Origin of the sequence: Actinobacillus vicugnae (assembly GCF_901687125.1) — a bacterium.
Lineage (GTDB): Bacteria > Pseudomonadota > Gammaproteobacteria > Enterobacterales > Pasteurellaceae > Actinobacillus > Actinobacillus vicugnae.
In genome coordinates, this window is sequence record NZ_CABFJY010000020.1 from 1 (window position 1) to 19749 (window position 19749).

At 38.8% G+C, this 19749-nt stretch carries 17 protein-coding genes; 10 read left to right on the top strand and 7 right to left on the bottom strand.

Going from position 1 to position 19749, the window contains the following annotated elements; translation table 11 throughout:
* Both F8M47_RS05755 and F8M47_RS05760 read left to right on the top strand, forming a co-directional pair.
* The coding region (locus F8M47_RS05755; protein ID WP_150539192.1) for an RHS repeat-associated core domain-containing protein at positions 1-491 on the top strand (491 nt) is incomplete at its 5' end.
* A gap of 549 nt (positions 492-1040) precedes the next feature.
* Positions 1041-1460 (top strand): RHS domain-containing protein, encoded by a 420-nt coding sequence (locus tag F8M47_RS05760; RefSeq protein WP_150539193.1) that lies wholly within the window; start codon positions 1041-1043, stop codon positions 1458-1460.
* Between the two features lie 332 nt (positions 1461-1792).
* Here F8M47_RS05760 and F8M47_RS12455 read toward each other — a convergent pair whose 3' ends face one another.
* Together F8M47_RS12455 and msrA are read right to left on the bottom strand one after the other, a co-directional pair.
* Positions 1793-1897 carry a transposase-like zinc-binding domain-containing protein gene (locus F8M47_RS12455; protein WP_425292568.1) on the bottom strand — a complete coding sequence of 35 codons (105 nt, stop codon included), beginning with the start codon at positions 1895-1897 and terminating at the stop codon, positions 1793-1795.
* Between the two features lie 107 nt (positions 1898-2004).
* Entirely contained in the window at positions 2005-2505 is a 501-nt protein-coding gene (gene msrA / locus F8M47_RS05765; protein WP_150539194.1) for a peptide-methionine (S)-S-oxide reductase MsrA, read from the bottom strand.
* A 319-nt stretch (positions 2506-2824) separates the two neighbouring features.
* Here msrA and F8M47_RS05770 point away from each other — a divergent pair, with 319 nt between their 5' ends.
* The 6 genes from F8M47_RS05770 (at position 2825) to F8M47_RS05795 (ending at position 9000) form a co-directional block, all read left to right on the top strand.
* On the top strand, positions 2825-4093 hold the full coding sequence (locus F8M47_RS05770; RefSeq protein WP_150539195.1) for a NupC/NupG family nucleoside CNT transporter: 1269 nt from the start codon (positions 2825-2827) through the stop codon (positions 4091-4093).
* Between the two features lie 138 nt (positions 4094-4231).
* Positions 4232-5008, top strand: a complete 777-nt coding sequence (deoC, locus tag F8M47_RS05775) for a deoxyribose-phosphate aldolase (RefSeq protein ID WP_150539196.1) — start codon at positions 4232-4234, stop codon at positions 5006-5008.
* Positions 5009-5074: 66 nt separating this feature from the next.
* The gene (gene deoD / locus F8M47_RS05780; protein WP_150539197.1) at positions 5075-5794 is read left to right on the top strand and encodes a purine-nucleoside phosphorylase; all 720 of its coding nucleotides are present in this window, start codon (positions 5075-5077) and stop codon (positions 5792-5794) included.
* A gap of 183 nt (positions 5795-5977) precedes the next feature.
* Entirely contained in the window at positions 5978-6922 is a 945-nt protein-coding gene (gene argC, locus F8M47_RS05785) for an N-acetyl-gamma-glutamyl-phosphate reductase (protein WP_150539198.1), read from the top strand.
* 28 nt (positions 6923-6950) lie between these two features.
* Positions 6951-7805: an acetylglutamate kinase gene (gene argB, locus F8M47_RS05790; RefSeq protein WP_150539199.1), complete on the top strand. Its 855-nt coding sequence runs from the start codon at positions 6951-6953 to the stop codon at positions 7803-7805.
* A gap of 13 nt (positions 7806-7818) precedes the next feature.
* Positions 7819-9000: an aspartate aminotransferase family protein gene (locus F8M47_RS05795; RefSeq protein WP_150539200.1), complete on the top strand. Its 1182-nt coding sequence runs from the start codon at positions 7819-7821 to the stop codon at positions 8998-9000.
* A gap of 276 nt (positions 9001-9276) precedes the next feature.
* Here the strand turns inward: F8M47_RS05795 and rho are convergent, their stop codons facing one another.
* From rho to thrA, 4 genes are all read right to left on the bottom strand, one after another.
* A complete protein-coding gene (gene rho / locus F8M47_RS05800) occupies positions 9277-10539 on the bottom strand; it encodes a transcription termination factor Rho (RefSeq protein WP_150539201.1) in 1263 nt (420 codons plus the stop codon).
* Positions 10540-10718: 179 nt separating this feature from the next.
* The gene (gene cysK / locus F8M47_RS05805) at positions 10719-11669 is read right to left on the bottom strand and encodes a cysteine synthase A (RefSeq protein WP_150539202.1); all 951 of its coding nucleotides are present in this window, start codon (positions 11667-11669) and stop codon (positions 10719-10721) included.
* A gap of 196 nt (positions 11670-11865) precedes the next feature.
* Positions 11866-12816, bottom strand: coding sequence for a homoserine kinase (thrB, locus tag F8M47_RS05810; protein ID WP_150539203.1), 951 nt, complete (start codon positions 12814-12816; stop codon positions 11866-11868).
* Positions 12816-15272 carry a bifunctional aspartate kinase/homoserine dehydrogenase I gene (gene thrA, locus F8M47_RS05815; protein WP_150539204.1) on the bottom strand — a complete coding sequence of 819 codons (2457 nt, stop codon included), beginning with the start codon at positions 15270-15272 and terminating at the stop codon, positions 12816-12818. Before thrA ends, thrB begins: the two co-directional genes overlap by 1 nt.
* Before the next feature lie 395 nt (positions 15273-15667).
* Here thrA and sodA point away from each other — a divergent pair, with 395 nt between their 5' ends.
* Positions 15668-16306 carry a superoxide dismutase [Mn] gene (gene sodA / locus F8M47_RS05820; RefSeq protein ID WP_150539205.1) on the top strand — a complete coding sequence of 213 codons (639 nt, stop codon included), beginning with the start codon at positions 15668-15670 and terminating at the stop codon, positions 16304-16306.
* A 74-nt stretch (positions 16307-16380) separates the two neighbouring features.
* Here sodA and alr read toward each other — a convergent pair whose 3' ends face one another.
* Entirely contained in the window at positions 16381-17505 is a 1125-nt protein-coding gene (gene alr, locus F8M47_RS05825; protein ID WP_150539206.1) for an alanine racemase, read from the bottom strand.
* A 124-nt stretch (positions 17506-17629) separates the two neighbouring features.
* Here alr and recD point away from each other — a divergent pair, with 124 nt between their 5' ends.
* Positions 17630-19573, top strand: coding sequence for an exodeoxyribonuclease V subunit alpha (gene recD / locus F8M47_RS05830; protein ID WP_150539207.1), 1944 nt, complete (start codon positions 17630-17632; stop codon positions 19571-19573).
* The last annotated feature ends 176 nt before the right edge of the window (positions 19574-19749 follow it).

Sequence of the window (19749 nt, forward strand, 5' to 3'; positions counted from 1 at the left end):
TTCATCAGCCATTCAGACTTCAAAACCAGTATTTTGATCGGGAAACTGGGCTTCACTACAACTTCTTACGTTACTATAACCCAATTTTAGGGCGGTTTATCAATCAAGATCCAATTGGGTTGCAAGGGGGAGAAAATTTATATCGCTATTCAGATAATGCACAAAATTGGATAGATCCAACTGGTGAGATAGCTTTTGTTCCTTTCCTAATTGCTGCAGCTGTTGGTGCGATGTCAGGGGTAGCTTCAGATGTTGGTGTACAAGTATATGAAAATCATAGAGATAATAGACCATTAAATTGTATTAATAAAAAACAAGTAATTATAAGCGGGGCATTAGGAGCAGTAACACCCCCTGCTTATAAACTTACCAGATGCGTGCCAACTGCAATAAAAGGCGGTCGTAATATTGCGCAAGGAACAGCACAAGCAAAAAAATTAAAGGGAAAATACGATAATCTTTATGGTAAACCTAATTTAGGTGCTGAGTGAAGACGTGTTGGAAGTGAATTAAGTAAGGTTAATAAGGATATTAATAACAACAAAGCAATAGTAAAAGACGCTGCTATTGGAGGGGCAACAGTTCAAGGCTTAAATAAAACGATTGATAAAGTAATAGGCGGTAAACGAGAACCTGTATTTGAAGATTGGTTTAGTGGAGGTGATTGTGAATAAAATAAAAAAAATTATTTCTTTATATTTTTCTTTTATAAAGTATAAATATCTAAGCATTATTATCCTAACGGTGGGAATTTCATTAGGATTTAATATTTAATATTTATTCTTCCTCTGATAGTTGGAGTACAATGCTGATGACAATTCCTACATTTTCTTTTTTTATAAGTTTGATTTTTTATATGAGTAAATATAGGTTACCATATCGCTATTATGTATTTTCTTTCTATGGATTTGTATTTTGGAATATGCAATATATTCTATTAGGCAAAAAAGATAACTATATAAATACTATTGTTTTTTGCATGGTGCTAATGCTAATACTTCCTTTTGTAATAAAATTGTTTTTGTTTTTAAGGAAGAAAATTGGGGATTTTATCTAGATTTAATTTGGTTTTAACTGAAAGTAAACACCAATCAAATACCCTGAAATATGGCTACGATCCGCTTGGCAGACGAATTTACAAGCGGTTGATTTTGGATAAAAATTTACGAACAGATTTTGTATGGGGCGGTTCGCACCTCGTGCAAGAAATCGATCACAAAACTAACCGCACTTATAGCTATATTTATTCAAATCCAAATAGTTATGAACCTTTGGCACAGGTTTATACTGAAAATGGTGAGCAAATAGTTAATTACTTCCATTGTGATCAAATTGGTGTTCCGCGCGAGATGACGGATAATCAAGGCAATATAATTTGGCGTGGAAATTATTATGCGTGGGGACAACTCAAACGAAGCCACGAAAACTACACTGCTCACCAACCTTTCAGACTAAGATAAAAAATTAATTTTGAGCATTTTTTACCTTTAATTCATCATAAAAATTATAGAGATCTATTCTTATTTTCCATTGACGGAAAAAATTCTAAATATTTCTCTTTTAGATGATGAAAAGAGTGAAGTCCATTATAATTTTTCGAAAAAGATTAATACTAAGTGAAATTTCTAAAAGTTAAACCAAATCAAACGAACAAACAAACAGGGTAATCTTGTTCGCCAAATCAATAAAACGGCTTTAGATGCTTTATCAATATATGTTTGGATTGTTTTAATTGAGCATTTATATTAGTGGTAAGTTCTTTATAGGTTTGTTTTTCTTGAGAATAATCAAGCTAAATATCAGCGGGATTTAATTTTGTTTTAAATGTGAAGGCTTTATTACAATGATTGCATTTATAACGCTGAGCATTATTTTGAGTGCCATATCTCTTACATATTCATATTTAAGCAGAAAGGGCAAGTTTTTTACCTTTTCAAAAAAGGGGGTTAAAGCCTTGTACTAACTATAAGGCTTTAACCCATTTTTTAGCAACTATTTTGTCTATTATGCCAAAATTTCACGCATTAATTGTAAATCAATATGACAATAACCGTTTGGATTTTTATCTAAATAATCTTGATGATATTCTTCAGCAGGGAAATATTGTTCAAGTTTGGCGTTCTCGACTGCAAGAGGCTCAGCATATTGAGCTTGCAAATCGGCAAGCGCTTTATCAATCACTGGAATATCTTGTGCATCGACATAATAAATGCCCGTGCGATATTGAATGCCTTTATCTTCGCCTTGTTGGTTTACGCTAACAGGATCAATCACTTTAAAATAGTAATCGAGCAATTTTGCTAAACTAATTTTTTCTGCGTCATAAGTCACTTTAACGACTTCTGCATGACCACTGCCTGCGCAGACTTCTTGATAACTAGGGTTTTCGCTATTACCATTAGCATAACCAGACTCCGCGTCAATGACACCATTAATACGTTGCATAAAAGCTTCGGTTCCCCAAAAGCATCCGCCTGCTAAATAAATTTCTCGAATGTTTGCCATAAACTCTCCCATTTGTAAAATTTTCGCAAAATTTGACCGCTTATATGCAGATAAGCGGTCTTAAACAACCATAGCATATAGTGATTTATAGCGGAGTACAAGCAGTTAGTTAGAGGGGCAAGCGGCTAATTTGTAGCCTGAAAGACATAAATTACAGGCAATAACGTGATTTACTTCTCAAATTTGAAATCTCATGTGTTTCCTAATAAAATTTTAGAGATTTTTTATGTAAAAAAAGGTATAGTATCGGAACTTTTTTACATGCCATTTTAAATTTAAATGGTGTTTTCATTCCTTTTACTTTTTGAGGTTTTTTCAAATGAGTGCGTTAAATAGTATCTTAGGTATTGTTGTACTCCTACTGATTGCATTTGCATTATCTAATAACCGCAAGGCAATTAGTCTTCGTACGGTGATGGGTGCATTATGCTTACAAGTTGGGATTGGTGCAGTTATTCTTTATTGGGAAACGGGTCGTAAAGGTTTATTAGCTGCAGCAGAAGGCGTGAGTAAAGTTATCAGCTATGGTAACGATGGTATCAGTTTCTTGTTTGGTGGCTTAGTAAGCGACAAAATGTTTGAAGTGTTTGGCGGTGGCGGTTTCGTCTTCGCATTGAAAGTTCTTCCTCCGATTATTTTCTTCTCATCTCTCATTTCTGTACTTTACTATTTAGGTATCATGCAGATTGTTATTCGTATCCTTGGTGGTGCGCTCCAAAAAGTATTAGGTACATCAAAATCAGAATCAATGTCTGCGGCAGCAAATATCTTTGTTGGTCAAACAGAAGCCCCTCTTTTAGTAAAACCTTACATTAAATCAATGACCAATTCTGAACTATTTGCCGTTATGTGTGGTGGTTTAGCGTCAGTTGCTGGTGCGGTAATGATTGGTTATGCAGGTATGGGCGTGCCTCTTCCGTATTTAATCGCTGCATCATTTATGGCAGCACCAGGCGGTTTATTATTTGCTAAAATTCTTCATCCTCAAACAGAGCAGTTCAAAGATGAGTTAAGTGCGGATGATATTGATGATAAACCATCTAATGTGATCGAAGCTGCTGCGGTTGGTGCATTCTCTGGTATGCAACTTGCGATGAACGTAGGTGCAATGTTATTAGCGTTTATCGCATTAATTGCAATGTTTAACGGCTTTATTGGAGGTGTTTCATCATTAGTCGGTTATGAAAATGTAACGCTTCAATCTCTATTTGGCTATATATTCCAGCCTTTAGCATGGTTAATCGGTGTGCCTTGGGGAGCAGAATCTCAAATTGCAGGTTCATTAATTGGTCAAAAATTAATTTTAAATGAATTTGTTGCTTATGCAGATTTCGTAAACTATTTAAAACCTGAAGCAGCAGTGGCGCTAAGTCCAAAAACAATTGCAATCATCACATTCTCATTATGTGGTTTTGCAAACTTAAGCTCAATCGCAATCTTAATCGGTGGTTTAGGTGGTATGGCACCGAGCCGTCGTAGCGATGTTGCTCGCATGGGGGTAAAAGCAGTTGTTGCGGGTACACTTTCTAACTTAATGAGTGCGGCAATTGCTGGCTTATTTATCGGTATTGGTGGCGCAGTAATGTAAACTAACCACTGAAATTAAATAACACCACTGGAGACAGTGGTGTTGTTGTTTTAGGGATAGGGAAACGTTTGCGTATTGTTTGTAAAAACAAGCGGTCTAATTTTTCTATATTTTTACCAAAGTAAAATGGGGGCTCATATGAGTTTAAAAGATTCAGCAAAAATCGCTTTATCCTTAATGGATTTAACCACATTGAATGATAACGATACAGACGAGAAAGTGATTTCTCTGTGTCAGCAAGGTAACACGGAATTTGGTACGCCAGCGGCAGTGTGTGTTTACCCTCGCTTTGTGCCAGTGGCTCGTAAAGCATTAAAAGCTCAGGGTACTGAGCAAGTTAAAATTGCAACAGTAACCAATTTCCCTCACGGCAATGATGATATTGAAATTGCAGTGGCAGAAACCAAAGCAGCAGTAGCTTACGGTGCTGATGAAGTGGATGTGGTATTCCCATACAGAGCATTAATGGCGGGCAATGAACAAGTGGGGTTTGAGTTGGTTCAGCAATGTAAAGCAGTTTGTCAAGCGTCAAATGTATTACTTAAGGTGATTATCGAAACAGGCGAACTTAAAACAGCGGAATTGATCCGTAAAGCGAGTGAAATTTCAATTAAAGCAGGCGCAGACTTTATTAAAACCTCAACAGGTAAAGTACCAGTAAATGCGACATTAGAATCGGCTCGTATTATGTTAGAAACCATTCGTGATTTAAACGTTGCGGATAAAGTTGGCTTTAAAGCGGCTGGCGGAGTGAAAACCGCAGAAGAAGCAGCACAATATTTAGCGCTAGCAGAATCACTTTTAGGTCGTGACTGGGTGAATGCAGCTCACTTCCGTTTTGGTGCTTCTAGTTTATTAACCAATTTATTGGCAACACTAAACGGGCAAGCTAACCAAGTAGTAAGTGGTTACTAATAAGCGGTTAAATTTTATTTATTTTTTACACACTAACACTAAATCGTAACAATAGAGGGAATTAAAATGACTCCACATATTAACGCACCAGAAGGTGCATTTGCAGATGTAGTAATTATGCCAGGCGATCCGCTTCGTGCGAAATACATTGCAGAAACTTTCTTAGAAAGCGCAGAACAAGTAACAGATGTTCGTAATATGTTCGGCTATACAGGTACTTATAAAGGTCGTCGTATTTCAGTTATGGGTCACGGCATGGGTATTCCTTCGTGCTCAATTTATGCGAAAGAGTTAATTACCGAATACGGCGTGAAGAAAATTATCCGTGTAGGTTCTTGTGGTGCGGTTCGTTCAGATGTAAAAGTACGTGATGTAGTTATCGGTAGTGGTGCTTGTACTGACTCTAAAGTAAACCGTATTCGTTTCCGTGATAACGATTTTGCGGCAATTTCTGACTTTGATATGACTTTAGCTGCAGTGCAAGCAGCAAAACAAAAAGGTGTTGCAGTACGCGTTGGTAACTTATTCTCAGCAGATTTATTCTATACACCAGATGTAGAAATGTTTGATGTAATGGAAAAATATGGCATTTTAGGTGTTGAAATGGAAGCGGCGGGTATTTACGCAGTCGCAGCAGAATACGGTGCGAAAGCATTAGCGATTTGTACTGTTTCAGATCATATTCGCACAGGTGAACAAACTTCATCAGAAGAACGTCAATTAACGTTTAACGATATGATTACTATCGCATTAGAATCTGTATTAATTGGTGATCAAGCAGAATAAGCGATCAATTTTTCATATGATTTTACTAATCCTTCGGGCTAAGAGCTCGGAGGATTTTTTTATGTGTATAAATCTTTTTGATTAATTATTCATTTTTATTGAATTTTTATTCTACTTTGCGTTTGAAATTCTCACTAAATAAGGGTAAGATGAGCAACGTTTTGATAGTAATAAGGATTTATGATGAGTAAATATAAAATTTTTGTAGACGGTGCAGTTGGTACTACTGGCTTACGCATTTTTGACCGTTTAGCCGATGCGGAAGATATTGAGCTATTAAGTCTACCTGAAGCATTACGCAAAGACTTGAATGCCAGAGTGGCAAAAGTGGCGGAAGCGGATTTGACTTTTTTATGCTTACCTGATGAAGCTTCGAAAGAATTGGTTGCAAATGCGCCTGTTGATGCAAGAATTTGTGATACTTCAACCGCTCATCGTGTAGATCCTAACTGGACATATGGTTTCGCTGAGCTAACGGGACAATTTGAAAAAATCCAACAAGCGAATCGAGTTGCAGTACCAGGCTGCCATGCAACGGGTTATATTGCTTTAGTTCGCCCGCTTATCGAACAAGGCGCTTTAAGTGCCGATTATCCGCTAACTTGCCATTCCTTGACAGGCTATTCAGGTGGTGGTAAATCCATGATTGCTGAATATCAAAACACCGAGCGAGATACTAAATTTGTGGCGCCACGTGTTTATGGCTTAGCATTAAAGCACAAACATTTGCCAGAAATGAAAGCGCTTACTGGCTCAAATCATCCTCCTATTTTCACACCTGTTGTTGCTGATTATTACAGCGGAATGCTGGTAACAGTGCCAATTCCTGTTTCTGCTTTTTCACAAGCGGTCAATTCTGTCGAAAAAATTGCAAATTTATTCAGTCAATATTATCAGGATTCAAAATTAATCACAGTGCATCCAGCTGCGACATTACCAGAAGATGGAATGTTGGCAGCTAACGCGTTGAGTGGTAAAGATAGCCTTGAAATTTTTATTTATGGCAACGAAACGCAAGTATTGCTGTGCGCACGCTTTGATAACTTAGGCAAAGGTGCATCGGGCGCAGCGGTACAATGTATGAATATTATGTTAGGTCGTGAAGAAACCGCTGGCTTATCAATTTAGTAAGCTCAGAAATCATTTGAGGTTCAATATGTTACAAAATGAAGTAGAAACTTTTGCAAATAATTTAGAAAAAGCGACCGCTTATCTTGCACCATTTAAAGACAAAATTATCGTAGTGAAATACGGCGGTAATGCCATGATTAATGAGGAGCTCAAAAAATTGGTGATGCAGGACATTTTATTGCTCAATCAATTGGGCGTAAAAGTGGTTTTAGTGCATGGCGGTGGGCCAGAAATTTCACAAGGGGTTAAATTACTCGGGAAAGAACCTCAATTTATCAATGGGTTGCGTGTTACAGACCAAGATACCATTAATGTTGTGCTACAAATGTTAGCAGGCAAAGTGAATAAAAGTTTAGTTGCTTTGTTGAAGGGTAAAGGCATTGGCTTATGTGGCATTGATGGCAATATGTTGCTATGCGAAAAGTTGCAAGACGAAGTAGATTACGGTTTTGTTGGTGAGATCGTAAAAGTAAATAGCCAATTATTAGATCTTGCATTAAATGCGAATTTGATCCCTGTGATTTCGACGGTTGGGGTAGACGAGCAGGGTGTTGCTTATAATATTAATGCAGATACGGCTGCGAGTGAAATTGCAATGGCATTAGGCGCAGCAAAACTAGTGAGTATGACGGATATTGCAGGCTTGTTACGAGATCGTTTTGATGAAAGTACATTGATTCCAGAAGTCGAAGTCGGTGAAGTACAAGATCTAATTGCTCAAGGAATTATTGCTGGTGGTATGATCCCTAAAATTGCTTGTTGCACAGATTTTATTAATGCTGGCGGTATTGAGGCGAATATTATCGACGGACGAGTGCCACATGCGATTTTAGTATCATTATTCGGCGGTAAAAACGGCACACTTTTTTATAAAAAATAATCAGGAACAGTCTATGAATAGCAACGACATCAAACAATTAGATACAGATTATATTGCACAAACCTATGGCAGATTTAATCTTGCACTTTCACACGGTAAGGGGTGTGATGTATGGGATTTTGAAGGCAATCAATATTTAGATTTTACCAGCGGTATCGGTACTAATAGCCTTGGTTGGGCAGATGATAGTTGGCTGGCGGCAGTGACAAACCAGGCTGGAAAATTGCAACACACCTCAAACTTATTCTTTACCGAACCATCAGGGCTGCTAGCGAAAAATTTGGTACAAGCAAGCGGTCTAAAAAGAGCATTTTTTTGCAATTCAGGTGCGGAAGCGAATGAAGGCGCAATTAAAACTGCTCGCAAATATAGCCACGATAAATATGGTAAAGGTAGAGCAACGGTGTTGAGCTTGGTTAATTCATTCCATGGTCGTACGATTTCGACCCTTGCTGCAACAGGACAAAATGTATTTCACCAACATTTTTTTCCATTTACACAGGGCTTTGAGCATACGCCTGCGAATGATTTAAATGCGTTGAATAGCCGTCTTGAACAAGATGATGTATGCGCCATTATTTTAGAAGTGGTACAAGGCGAGGGTGGTGTTTGTGCATTAGATGCAGATTATTTACAAGGCGTACAAGCGCTTTGCCAAGCAAAAGATATTATTCTGATTATTGATGAAGTGCAGACAGGTATTGGACGTACGGGTAAATTATTTGCTTATCAACATTTTGGTTTACAGCCTGATATTATTACTTTAGCAAAAGGTTTAGGTGGTGGTTTACCGATTGGAGCTTTTGTACTAGGAGAGAAATGCCAAAATACCCTAGGCAAGAGCGATCATGGCTCGACCTTTGGGGCAAACCCTGTTTGCTGTGCAGCGGCAAACGCAGTGCTAGATAAAATAGATGAACAGTTCCTTGCGGATGTTGCAGCGAAAGGCGAAAAGTTACGTAGTGTATTACTCACTTTGCCAAAAGTAAAATCAGTTTCTGGCTTAGGATTAATGCTGGGGGTGGAATTTGAGGAAAGCGTGAAGGCCAGCGATGTGGTGGCAAAAGCGATTGAAAAAGGTGTGCTAACCCTTACCGCAAAAACGAAATTACGTCTCTTACCGCCATTAATTATCTCTGAAACTCAAATTGAGCAAGGCGTTGCGGTGTTAAGAGAAGTATTAGAAAACTTATAAGTAGCCTATTTTACAGAAAATAACAACGATGCTTTCTGTCTGTTCTTGTGGCAAAAGGCATTCTAGCTAAAATCGTCCACTTATAAGTGACTAAATTTTGCTATGAGTAATAATAAATATTGAGGCAAGCATTATTTAAGACAGAATCAACTTGAGAAAAAACACTTAGCCCAAAAATTGGGTTGTCTTTAATGGCGATTTTAGTTTAGCGCAGATAAAAGAAGGCATTCAGTGACCTTATATTAGGGTTAGTTGAATGCCTTTATTTTTATTAGATTATGAACGTTTCATTACTTCAAAAAACTCTTCATTAGTTTTTGCTACGCTGAGTTTGTCGATTAACCATTCCATTGCTGCCACTTCATCCATTGGATTTAACACTTTGCGTAACATCCACGCATTGCGGTGTTCTTCTGGCGTCATTAATAAATCGTCTTTACGAGTACCAGAGCGGTTAAATTCAATCGCAGGGAAGACACGACGTTCTGCAATTTTACGAGAAAGATGTAATTCCATATTACCCGTACCTTTAAACTCTTCAAAGATAACTTCGTCCATTTTTGAACCTGTATCAACAAGTGCGGTTGCAATAATCGTTAAGCTACCGCCTTCTTCTACGTTACGTGCTGCACCGAAGAAGCGTTTTGGGCGGTGTAATGCATTTGCATCCACACCACCAGAAAGGATTTTACCTGAAACTGGGGTAACTGTATTGTAAGCACGTGCAAGACGGGTGATTGAGTCTAATAGAATAACCACATCTTTTTTATGTTCTACTGAACGTTTTGCCTTTTCAATTACCATTTCTGCCACTTGCACATGGCGTGTTGCTGGTTCGTCGAAGGTTGAAGCAATTACTTCACCACGCACAGTACGTTGCATTTCGGTTACTTCTTCTGGACGTTCATCAATTAACAGAACAATTAACTCACATTCTGGATAATTATGCGTAATGCTTTGAGCAATATTTTGTAGTAAAACTGTTTTACCTGCTTTTGGTGGTGCGACGATCAAACCACGTTGACCTTTACCAATTGGAGACGCTAAATCTAAAATTCGAGCGGTTAAATCTTCGGTTGAGCCGTTACCGCGTTCCATTTTAAGACGTGAATTTGCGTGAAGTGGAGTTAAGTTTTCAAATAGAATTTTGCTACGAGAAACCTCAGGTTTGTCGTCATTGACTAAATCCACTTTAAGTAGTGCGAAATAACGTTCACCTTCTTTTGGTGGGCGGATTTTACCTTCAATTTTATCACCTGTTTGAAGGTTGAAACGGCGGATTTGGCTTGGCGAAACGTAGATATCATCAGGACCAGCAAGGTAAGAACTATCAGCGGAACGTAAGAACCCAAAACCATCAGGTAAAATTTCTAACACGCCTTGACCGAAAATATCTTCACCACTTTTCGCGTGTTGTTTTAGGATTGCAAAAATAATGTCTTGTTTACGTAAACGAGCTAAGTTTTCTAAGCCCATTTGATTTTCACCCATTTCGACAAGTTCCGAAACTGGGGTATTTTTTAATTGAGTAAGATGCATAGGAAATATATTGATTGTGATAAATAGATTGGAAATCTGTATGATACGGAATACCGTAATTTGATTCGGTGAATTATACGGCGAAATGCTTAAATTTGCAAATTTTTTGCAAAATTAAACCGCTTGTTAAAAGTGTTTAAAATAAAACGCCAGCAAAAAAGCTGGCATTAGGAATGAAATTAAACTTCTACACCTTCAAACAGTAAAGTGCTTAAATAGCGCTCTGAGGCTGATGGCAGAATCGCAACGATTTGTTTATCTGCAAATTCAGGTAATTTCGCTAAGCGATCTGCAGCGGCAACAGCGGCACCAGATGAGATACCCACTAAGATGCCTTCTTCTGCCATAATTCTACGTGCGGTAGCAATGGCCTCTTCACTCGAAACCCGCTCAACACGGTCAATTAAACTTAAATCTAAATTTTTCGGAATAAAGCCTGCGCCAATACCTTGAATTTTATGTGGACCTGGTGTTATTTCTTCACCGTTTAAGGTTTGACTGATCACTGGCGATTCTTTTGGTTCCACCGCAACAGAAAGGATTTGTTTGCCTTGATCTTGTTTGATATAGCGAGAAATTCCTGTAATTGTACCGCCAGTCCCCACTCCTGCCACGATAACATCCACGTTACCTTCAGTTGCATTCCAAATTTCAGGACCTGTAGTTTGTTGGTGAATTGCTGGATTTGCTGGGTTTTCAAATTGTTTTAAGCTGACATAACGATTTGGGTCGCTTGCTACAATTTCTTCTGCTTTCGCAATCGCCCCTTTCATGCCTTTAGCGCCTTCAGTTAAAACTAAATTTACCCCTAAACCACGTAACAAACGCTTACGTTCGGTACTCATCGTTTCTGGCATAGTAAGCGTAATTTTATAGCCACGAGCCGCAGCTACATAAGCAAGCGCAATACCTGTGTTACCACTGGTAGCATCCACGATTTCTTTGCCTTTAGTGAGGATACCGTCTTTTTCTGCTTGCCAAACCATATTCGCACCAATACGGCATTTCACGCTAAAACTTGGGTTACGAGATTCTACTTTTACTAATAAATTGCCGTTTTGCCCGAAATTTTTTAAGCGAACGAGTGGTGTGTTACCAATAGTATAGGAGTTGTCAGCATAAATAGTCATAATGTTATTCCTTTAGTTTGAATAAAAGCTTGGGTGGAGCATACGTTATTTTTTCAGAAAGGTGTTAGTAGTGAAAATTTATTTGATATAACTTAAAAGCATATCGCTAGAGTTTGCGAGTGATAAGCGTATCTGGGGAAGAAAACAAACGGTCTATTTTTGCAAAATTGACCGCTTGTTTTAAGAGAAGAGAGCGTTATTTCAGTTCACGAGCCCCTTGATTATCTACTTTACAAATATGGATAAAACCTTCGTTGTTTTGTAGATATTCTTTTTCAAGATAAGCCACGAGTTTTTGGGCATGTTCAAGATCAGGAGCAATTGCATACATTGTTGGACCTGAGCCTGAAATTCCTACTGCTAATGCGCCCAAATCTTTACAGCCTTGGCGAACCATTGGAAAGTTAGGTAATAAATTTTCACGGTATGGTTCAGCAATCAGATCTTTCATCATTGTTGCCGCCAAAACATCTTGATGTGTATGACAAGCATGCACAAATGAGCCTAAATAGCGAGCCTGTTGAATCATATCTTGACGAGTATAGTTTTTCGGCAGAATTGCACGAGCTTCAGCGGTTGATACCTCAATGCCAGGGTAGGCAAGCACCCAATACCATTCATCAAAGAATGGTAATGTCTGACAAATATTGCCGAGTGATTGCGTCATCAATTGCAAGCCACCTAAATAACATGGCGCCACGTTATCGTAATGGATTGAGCCTGAAATTCTACCCTCTAATTCCCCCATCATTTCAAGCAATTCCATTTTTGAGAATGGTTCATCATGAAATTTATTTAACGCAACCAATGCCGCAACAATAGAACAAGCACTTGAACCTAATCCAGAGCCAATTGGCATATTTTTTTCGAGGGTTAAACGCAAATTTTTCACATTTCCAGCACGTAATTTCAAACGCTCACTGAATAAAACGTAGGCTTGATATACGATATTCTTTTGTGGCTCTTTTGGTAATTTACGCACGAAATAACCCGCACTTTCTAGCTCAAAATCGGTTTCACAATCTTCAATTTGCACCACATCGCCTAATAATGAGCCATCAATTGGGGAAATTGCTGCGCCTAAAGAATCAAAACCTACGCTAATATTTGCACTCGAAGCGGGCGCATAAATTCGTAACATTGTCATTAGTTTGCGCCTCCTTGAAGCGTACGAAGAATATCTGCAAAAATACCTGCTGCTGTTACATCAGTACCTGCGCCGTAACCACGTAATAGTAGTGGAATCGGGCTGTAATAACGGGTTAAGAAGGCAAGGGCATTCTCGCCATCTTTTACTTTATACAGCGGATGATTTTCATCTACCGCTTCAATTGCTACACGGCATTTATCGCCATTGATTGAGCCAACGTAGCGTAACACTTTGTCTTCTGCTTTAGCAGCTTGAACACGTTGTGCAAATTCAGCATCAACTTCTGGTAATACTTTCAGAAATTCTTCTTTGCTCATACCTTCAGAGAAGCCTTTTGGTAAGACGCCTTCCACTTCGATGTCATCAAACTCCAATGCAAGCCCTGTTTCACGTGCAAGAATTAATAATTTACGAGCAACGTCTGCACCAGAAAGGTCATCACGTGGATCTGGCTCGGTAAAACCTTTTTCTTTCGCAATGAAAGTCGCTTCAGAAAGGCTTAAACCTTCGTCTAATTTACCGAAAATAAATGAAAGTGAACCAGATAAAATCCCTTCAAATTTTTCAACTTCATCACCTGCAGCTAGTAAGTTTTGTAAGTTTTCAATAACAGGTAAACCTGCACCTACGTTGGTTTCGTATAAGAATTTGTGCTGACCTTGGCGAGCAGCATGACGTAACTCTTGATAGTATTGGTAGCTACCTGTATTCGCTTTTTTGTTTGGGGTTACAACGTGGAAGCCCTCTTTTAACGCACGGGTATAAAGATTTGCAACCGACTGTGCGGCAGTACAATCTACAAATACAGGATTTACTACGTGGTGTAATTTAATAAACGATAACAACACATCAAAGTCTGAAGGCTGAGTCGCATTTTCTAAATCGACTTTCCAATTATCTAAATTTAAGCCACGCTCATTGAGTAACATTTTGTCTGCATTAGCTAAAGCGCAAACACGGATCTCAATATCCTTCTTTGCTAAAAAAGCTTTTTGTTGCTTAATTTGTTCGATGAGCTCACCGCCGACGCCACCAGCACCAACTAAAAATACATCAATTGATTTTTTATTGCTAAATAAGCCTTGGTGCGTTGCTTTTACCGCTTCAATGGCTTTATTCATTGGTACAACAGCAGAAATGGAACGTTCTGATGAACCTTGTGCAATTGCAACAATACTGATATTGGCTTGCGCAAGTGAAGAGAAGAAGCGTGCCGCAATCCCTTTCGCTGTACGCATACCATCGCCAACAACTGAAATGATAGAAAGCTCACGAATCATATCAATTGGATCTAAATCACCATTTGCAAGTTCTTGGGCAAATTCCGCATTTAAACAAGCGGTCGCTTTTTCTTCAAATTTTGCAGGCACACAGAAACTAATACTGTATTCAGAAGATGATTGAGTAATTAAAATCACTGAAATACCCGCTTTTGACATGGTAGAGAATACACGAGCAGCCATACCTACCATACCTTGCATACCAGAGCCAGAGACATTAAACATCGCTACATTATCAAGGTTGGTGATACCTTTTACTTTTAAGCCGCCGCTTTCAACATTGCTGTCGATTAATGTGCCTTTTGCATCAGGATTTGCTGTATTTTTAATTAAGCACGGAATATTTAACGGCACTAATGGACCAATTGTGCGAGGGTGAATCACTTTTGCGCCAAAGTAAGATAGCTCCATCGCTTCTTGATAACTCATTGATTCTAAACAAATTGCATCAGGCACTAAGCGAGGATCACAAGTATAAACACCATCTACATCTGTCCAAATTTCACAACAATCAGCTTTTAAACAGGCTGCTAAACAAGCCGCTGAATAGTCTGAGCCATTACGACCTAACAGCACTAGTTCGCCTTTATCGTTACCCGCAGTAAAGCCCGCCATTAACACCACGTTTTTCTTTGGAATAGAAGGTGCATCTACACGTTTGGTTGATTCGGCAATATCCACCGAAGATTCTAAATAGCTACCATGCGCTAATAATTTTTCAACAGGATCAATACGAGTTACTGCATAACCTTTCGCTTCAAACCACGCTTGCATCATAGCAATCGACAATTTTTCGCCACGGCAGTGAATGGTCGCTGCTACATTATCTGGCAATACTTTTGTTTTTGCGGCTTCGCTGGCAACCGATTGAATTTGAGTTAATTCCGCTTCAACTAATGCGAACAAGCCTTCACGATCAAATTTGGTATTAACGGCATAAAGTCCATTGATGATATTGTGGAAAATTTCGGTTGCTTCGTTAAGGTTGGTTTCGAATGATTCACCTGCGATTGCTTTATCTACAATTGCAACAAGGTGGTTGGTAATCTTGGCTGGTGCGGAAAGCACACCTGCAGCTTGGTCTTTTAAATGTGCCTTTTCGATAATATCGGCTGCTTGCATAAAACGCTCTGGGTTAGCAAGCGATGTACCGCCAAATTTAAGAACTCGCATAATTTCTCCTGATGTTAGTCTAATGTTTGCAAATTTGGGTATAAAAAAACCCGCATATACTGCGGGTTTGGTTAATTCTTTCCGTTTTACTGGTACAGACACCCGCACTATGCTTTATACATAATGGTAATAGTGCCGCCAGTGGTGATAATAAAACGATTCATTTTATGTATTTCTAATCGGTTAATTTAAAACGGTGAGATGTACAGAGAATGGGGGAAACAGTTTGCTTTGTCAATGGTTTTTTGTGGAAATAATATGCATTTATACTAAGAATAGTATAAAAAGCTTAAAAAATAACATTTTTTTGATTTAGATTAAAATATGGTGCTTTTCTAAACGCTTTTTGGTATATTGCACCTGATTTTAACTCACCTAACAAAAAGGACCCTAAAATGGCATATCAATTACCAGAATTAGGCTACGCTTATGATGCGTTAGAGCCATATTTCGATAAAGCGACGATGGAAATCCATCACTCAAAACACCACCAAGCGTACGTAAATAATGCAAATGCAGCATTAGAAGCTCACCCAGAGCTTTTAGAAAAATGCCCTGGTGCGCTAATTAAAGATTTAAGCCAAGTGCCAGCAGAAAAACGTACGGCAGTACGTAATAACGTTGGCGGCCATGTAAACCACACGCTTTTCTGGAAAGGTTTAAAAACAGGTACCACGTTACAAGGCGCATTAAAAGATGCGATCGTACGTGATTTCGGCTCAGTGGAAAACTTCCAAGCAGAATTTGAAAAAGCAGCAGCAACTCGCTTTGGTTCAGGTTGGGCGTGGTTAGTGGTTGAAGATGGCAAATTAGCGGTGGTTTCAACAGCAAACCAAGACAGCCCAGTAATGGGTAAAGAAGTGGCAGGCGTTTCAGGTTTCCCAATTTTATGTTTAGACGTTTGGGAACACGCTTACTACTTAAACTACCAAAACCGCCGTCCAGACTACATCAAAGCGTTCTGGAACGTAGTAAACTGGGACGAAGCGGCACGCCGTTTTGAAGAAAACAGTGCATGTGGTTGTGCTAAGTAATTAAGTTACTCAAATCTCAATAAACAAGCGGTCAAATTCGCAACATTTTTTGCAATTTTGACCGCTTGTCGTTTCTATTTATATTCAAAAATTACTCGTGGAGTGAGTTTGGTGATTAATTCGTAGCTGATTACTCCGATATGCTGTGCGACTTCTTCAATCAGCAGATCTTTGCCCCAAAAAATCACTTCATCGCCCACTTTGTCTTGGCTGTCTGCACCAAGATCAACCGTAAGCATATCCATTGATACGCGTCCCACAATAGGCACAATGCGTCCATTCACTAAAACTGGCGTACCTTCTGGCGCATTGCGAGGGTAGCCATCGCCATAACCCATCGCAACCACACCGAGTTTAGTTTCTTTATCACTTACCCACGCACCACCATAGCCAACAGGTTCGCCTGCTTTGTGGGTTCGCACGGCAATTAATGAAGAGGATAGCGTCATGACTGGCTGAAACCCTAAATCGGTGATTGGCGTATAGTGAGGCGAAATGCCGTGCATAATAATACCAGGACGCACCCAATCGTAATGCGCCTGTTTCCAATACAAAATGCCACTTGAAGCAGAAATACTGCGATCGTGTGAATGGTATGCGGCGGTTGCAGCTTCAAAAGTAGCGATTTGTTTTTCGGTATAGCCACAATCCAGTTCATCAGCTCGGCTAAAGTGGCTGACAAAACTGATACTTTCCACTAAAGGACAAGCTTTTAAACGTTGGTAAAACATATCGACCTGTTCAGGGTGAACGCCAAGACGGTGCATGCCTGTGTCAATTTTTAACCAAACATTTACAGGAAAATAAATTTTTGCTTTACGTTTCCAAAAGCCTTTTTGTTGCTCTTGTTGCCATTCTTTTGCCACTTGTTCAAGTAATTCTAACTGTTCTAAGCAATGTACAACCGTATCAAAGCGGCGAGAAAGTGTTTTTAATAACTCTTCTCGGTCAAAAAAGCCTTCAACTAATACAATTCTTCCTGTGTAGCCTGTTTCTTGAATTTCTAATGCTTCACGCAAGCGTGCCACACCGAAGCCATCTACTAAATCAGCTAAGGCGCTAGCAGCAGGCAATAACCCTTGCCCATACGCATTGGCTTTAATCATAGCAAGTAATTTCTGGTTTGGTGCAAATGTTTTGATTAATTCGATATTATGTTGCAGTGCGGATTGGTTAATAGTTGCGGTAGCTGGTTTCATTTGTTTCACTGTTATGGATAAGCCGTTAATAAAGGCTCAATTATACGCCCGATGAGAATAAATGGACAATGGATAATGAAAATTAGATAATTCGGCTATTGATTTGTCGTTATTTTTGATTGCCATGCTCACTCTTCTTAAAACTCTTAAAACCGAAAAACATATCTCTGAATTGAATTATCAATTTGCTCAAATGATTGCCACTAAGCAACAAGCTTATCATTACAGCGAACAGCAACAAAATCTTGCAATTTTAGTGGCGGCCCTGCTTTCATTTCATGTAATGCAGGGACATTCTGCACTGCGTTTGGATTCAAATGCAGCACAATCATTTTTTGGTTTGGAGGGCAAGAAATTAACCCGTGATTTTCAAGTAGAAATTTTGCAAAAAATTGATGGAATTTCACCGCTTGCATGGCAACAAGTGCTAGCAAATCATATTGCTTTTAGTGATTCACCTACAAAAATTGCGCCTATGTTATTTCAAAACGAGCTTTTGTATTTTTATCGCTATTGGCAAGCTGAACATAATATCGCTCGCTATTTGCAACAAGCGGTCGACTTTTCTGAAGAATACGCAACTGCAGCGCTAGATCTCGAAATTTTGACCACGCTTTTTCCTGAACAATCAACCGAAATTGATTGGCAGAAAATTGCTGTGGCAACAGCACTGCGCCAACGCTTTAGTGTGATTTCAGGAGGGCCAGGCACAGGTAAAACGACCACAGTAGCAAAATTGTTGGTAGCCTTGCAAACAAAGCAATATCGTCAACAAAAAGCAGCGCTTAATATTGCACTTGTTGCACCGACAGGTAAGGCTGCAGCTCGTTTAAAAGAATCGATCAGTAACAGTCTTCAAAAAATGAAACTGACCTTTGAAATTCCGACATCGGCTTCCACCATTCATCGATTACTAGGAATTAGGCCTGATTCTGATACACCGACATATCATGCACAGAATCCGTTACACCTTGATTTATTAGTGGTGGATGAGGCATCAATGATCGATCTTTCCTTAATGGAAAAACTAATGAATGCGCTAAAAAAGCATACTCGGTTAGTGATTTTAGGCGATAAAGATCAGTTAGCTTCAGTGGAAGCTGGGGCAGTCATGGGCGAATTGGGCGCATTTGTGCAACAAGGTTATAGCTTGGCACACTGTACTTATCTTACAAAAGTAACAGGATATACTTTAAATGGACAAGCCAATATATTGCCTATTTGCGATATGCTTTGTCATTTGCAAAAAAGTCATCGTTTCAGCGCAAATTCGGGCATTGGACAATTAGCGAGAAAGGTCAATCTGCAACAAGCGGTCGAATCTTGGCAAATATTAGCAACGCACCAATATTCTGATTTGGTTTGCGTAAAATATCCAAATGCAAACCAATTTGCTGAAAAACGCTTGTGGATTGAACATTGTGTTAATTTAGTCGTCGAACAAGCGGTAGCGCATTATCAAAACTATCTGAAATTAGTGCAAAAACGCTTACTTAATCCGCAAGATGCTTCTGTGAATGAAATTTTTGAAGCGTTTCAAAAAGTCAGATTTTTATCTGCGTTAAGAGTAAGTGAATTAGGTAGTGAACGTTTAAATCAAAGTATTGCAGAGGCATTGAAAAAAGCAAAACTACTTAATTTCGCCTTTAGTCGAGATAGCTATGCAGGTAAACCGATTTTAGTTACGCAGAATTCTCCACAAAATAATATTTATAGTGGTGATATTGGCATTATTTTGCCAGACGAAAATCAGCAATTAAGGATTTATTTTGATACAAAAGTGGAGGATAAACATTTAAGTTTATCGCTTAGCCGTTTACCTCAGTATGAAGTAGCGTATGTGATGACGGTACATAAATCTCAAGGTTCTGAATTTGATCATACCTTTTTTATTATGCCATTAAGCAGTGCACCAGTTATTACTAAAGAACTTATCTATACAGCAATAACACGCGCTAAAGTGACATTTACTTTATTTAGTGAAGAAAAGGTATGGAAACTAGGGGTAAAAACGAATATACAACGACAAAGCGGTTTGCAAGCACAATTAAAAAACATTTTTAGCTAATTTAATACACGAATTGTACTAAAACTGCGCTTTTGATAAATTTTTCAAGATTTTTTGCAAAAAACACTTGCATAGGCTTAGAAAATCTCTATAATGCACCACACACAACGACGCACTGTTGTGAACGAAGTTAAGTTATCCAGTGCGTCGTTTCTTTTTGTTCTTTAACAATCTAT

Bases quoted from the DNA above. Each gene is read 5' to 3' on its own strand.
- msrA (WP_150539194.1), bottom strand. From the start codon at position 2,505: ATGGCAAACATTCGAGAAATTTATTTAGCAGGCGGATGCTTTTGGGGA.
- F8M47_RS05770 (WP_150539195.1), top strand. From the start codon at position 2,825: ATGAGTGCGTTAAATAGTATCTTAGGTATTGTTGTACTCCTACTGATT.
- deoC (WP_150539196.1), top strand. From the start codon at position 4,232: ATGAGTTTAAAAGATTCAGCAAAAATCGCTTTATCCTTAATGGATTTA.
- deoD (WP_150539197.1), top strand. From the start codon at position 5,075: ATGACTCCACATATTAACGCACCAGAAGGTGCATTTGCAGATGTAGTA.
- argC (WP_150539198.1), top strand. From the start codon at position 5,978: ATGAGTAAATATAAAATTTTTGTAGACGGTGCAGTTGGTACTACTGGC.
- argB (WP_150539199.1), top strand. From the start codon at position 6,951: ATGTTACAAAATGAAGTAGAAACTTTTGCAAATAATTTAGAAAAAGCG.
- F8M47_RS05795 (WP_150539200.1), top strand. From the start codon at position 7,819: ATGAATAGCAACGACATCAAACAATTAGATACAGATTATATTGCACAA.
- rho (WP_150539201.1), bottom strand. From the start codon at position 10,539: ATGCATCTTACTCAATTAAAAAATACCCCAGTTTCGGAACTTGTCGAA.
- cysK (WP_150539202.1), bottom strand. From the start codon at position 11,669: ATGACTATTTATGCTGACAACTCCTATACTATTGGTAACACACCACTC.
- thrB (WP_150539203.1), bottom strand. From the start codon at position 12,816: ATGACAATGTTACGAATTTATGCGCCCGCTTCGAGTGCAAATATTAGC.
- thrA (WP_150539204.1), bottom strand. From the start codon at position 15,272: ATGCGAGTTCTTAAATTTGGCGGTACATCGCTTGCTAACCCAGAGCGT.
- sodA (WP_150539205.1), top strand. From the start codon at position 15,668: ATGGCATATCAATTACCAGAATTAGGCTACGCTTATGATGCGTTAGAG.
- alr (WP_150539206.1), bottom strand. From the start codon at position 17,505: ATGAAACCAGCTACCGCAACTATTAACCAATCCGCACTGCAACATAAT.
- recD (WP_150539207.1), top strand. From the start codon at position 17,630: ATGCTCACTCTTCTTAAAACTCTTAAAACCGAAAAACATATCTCTGAA.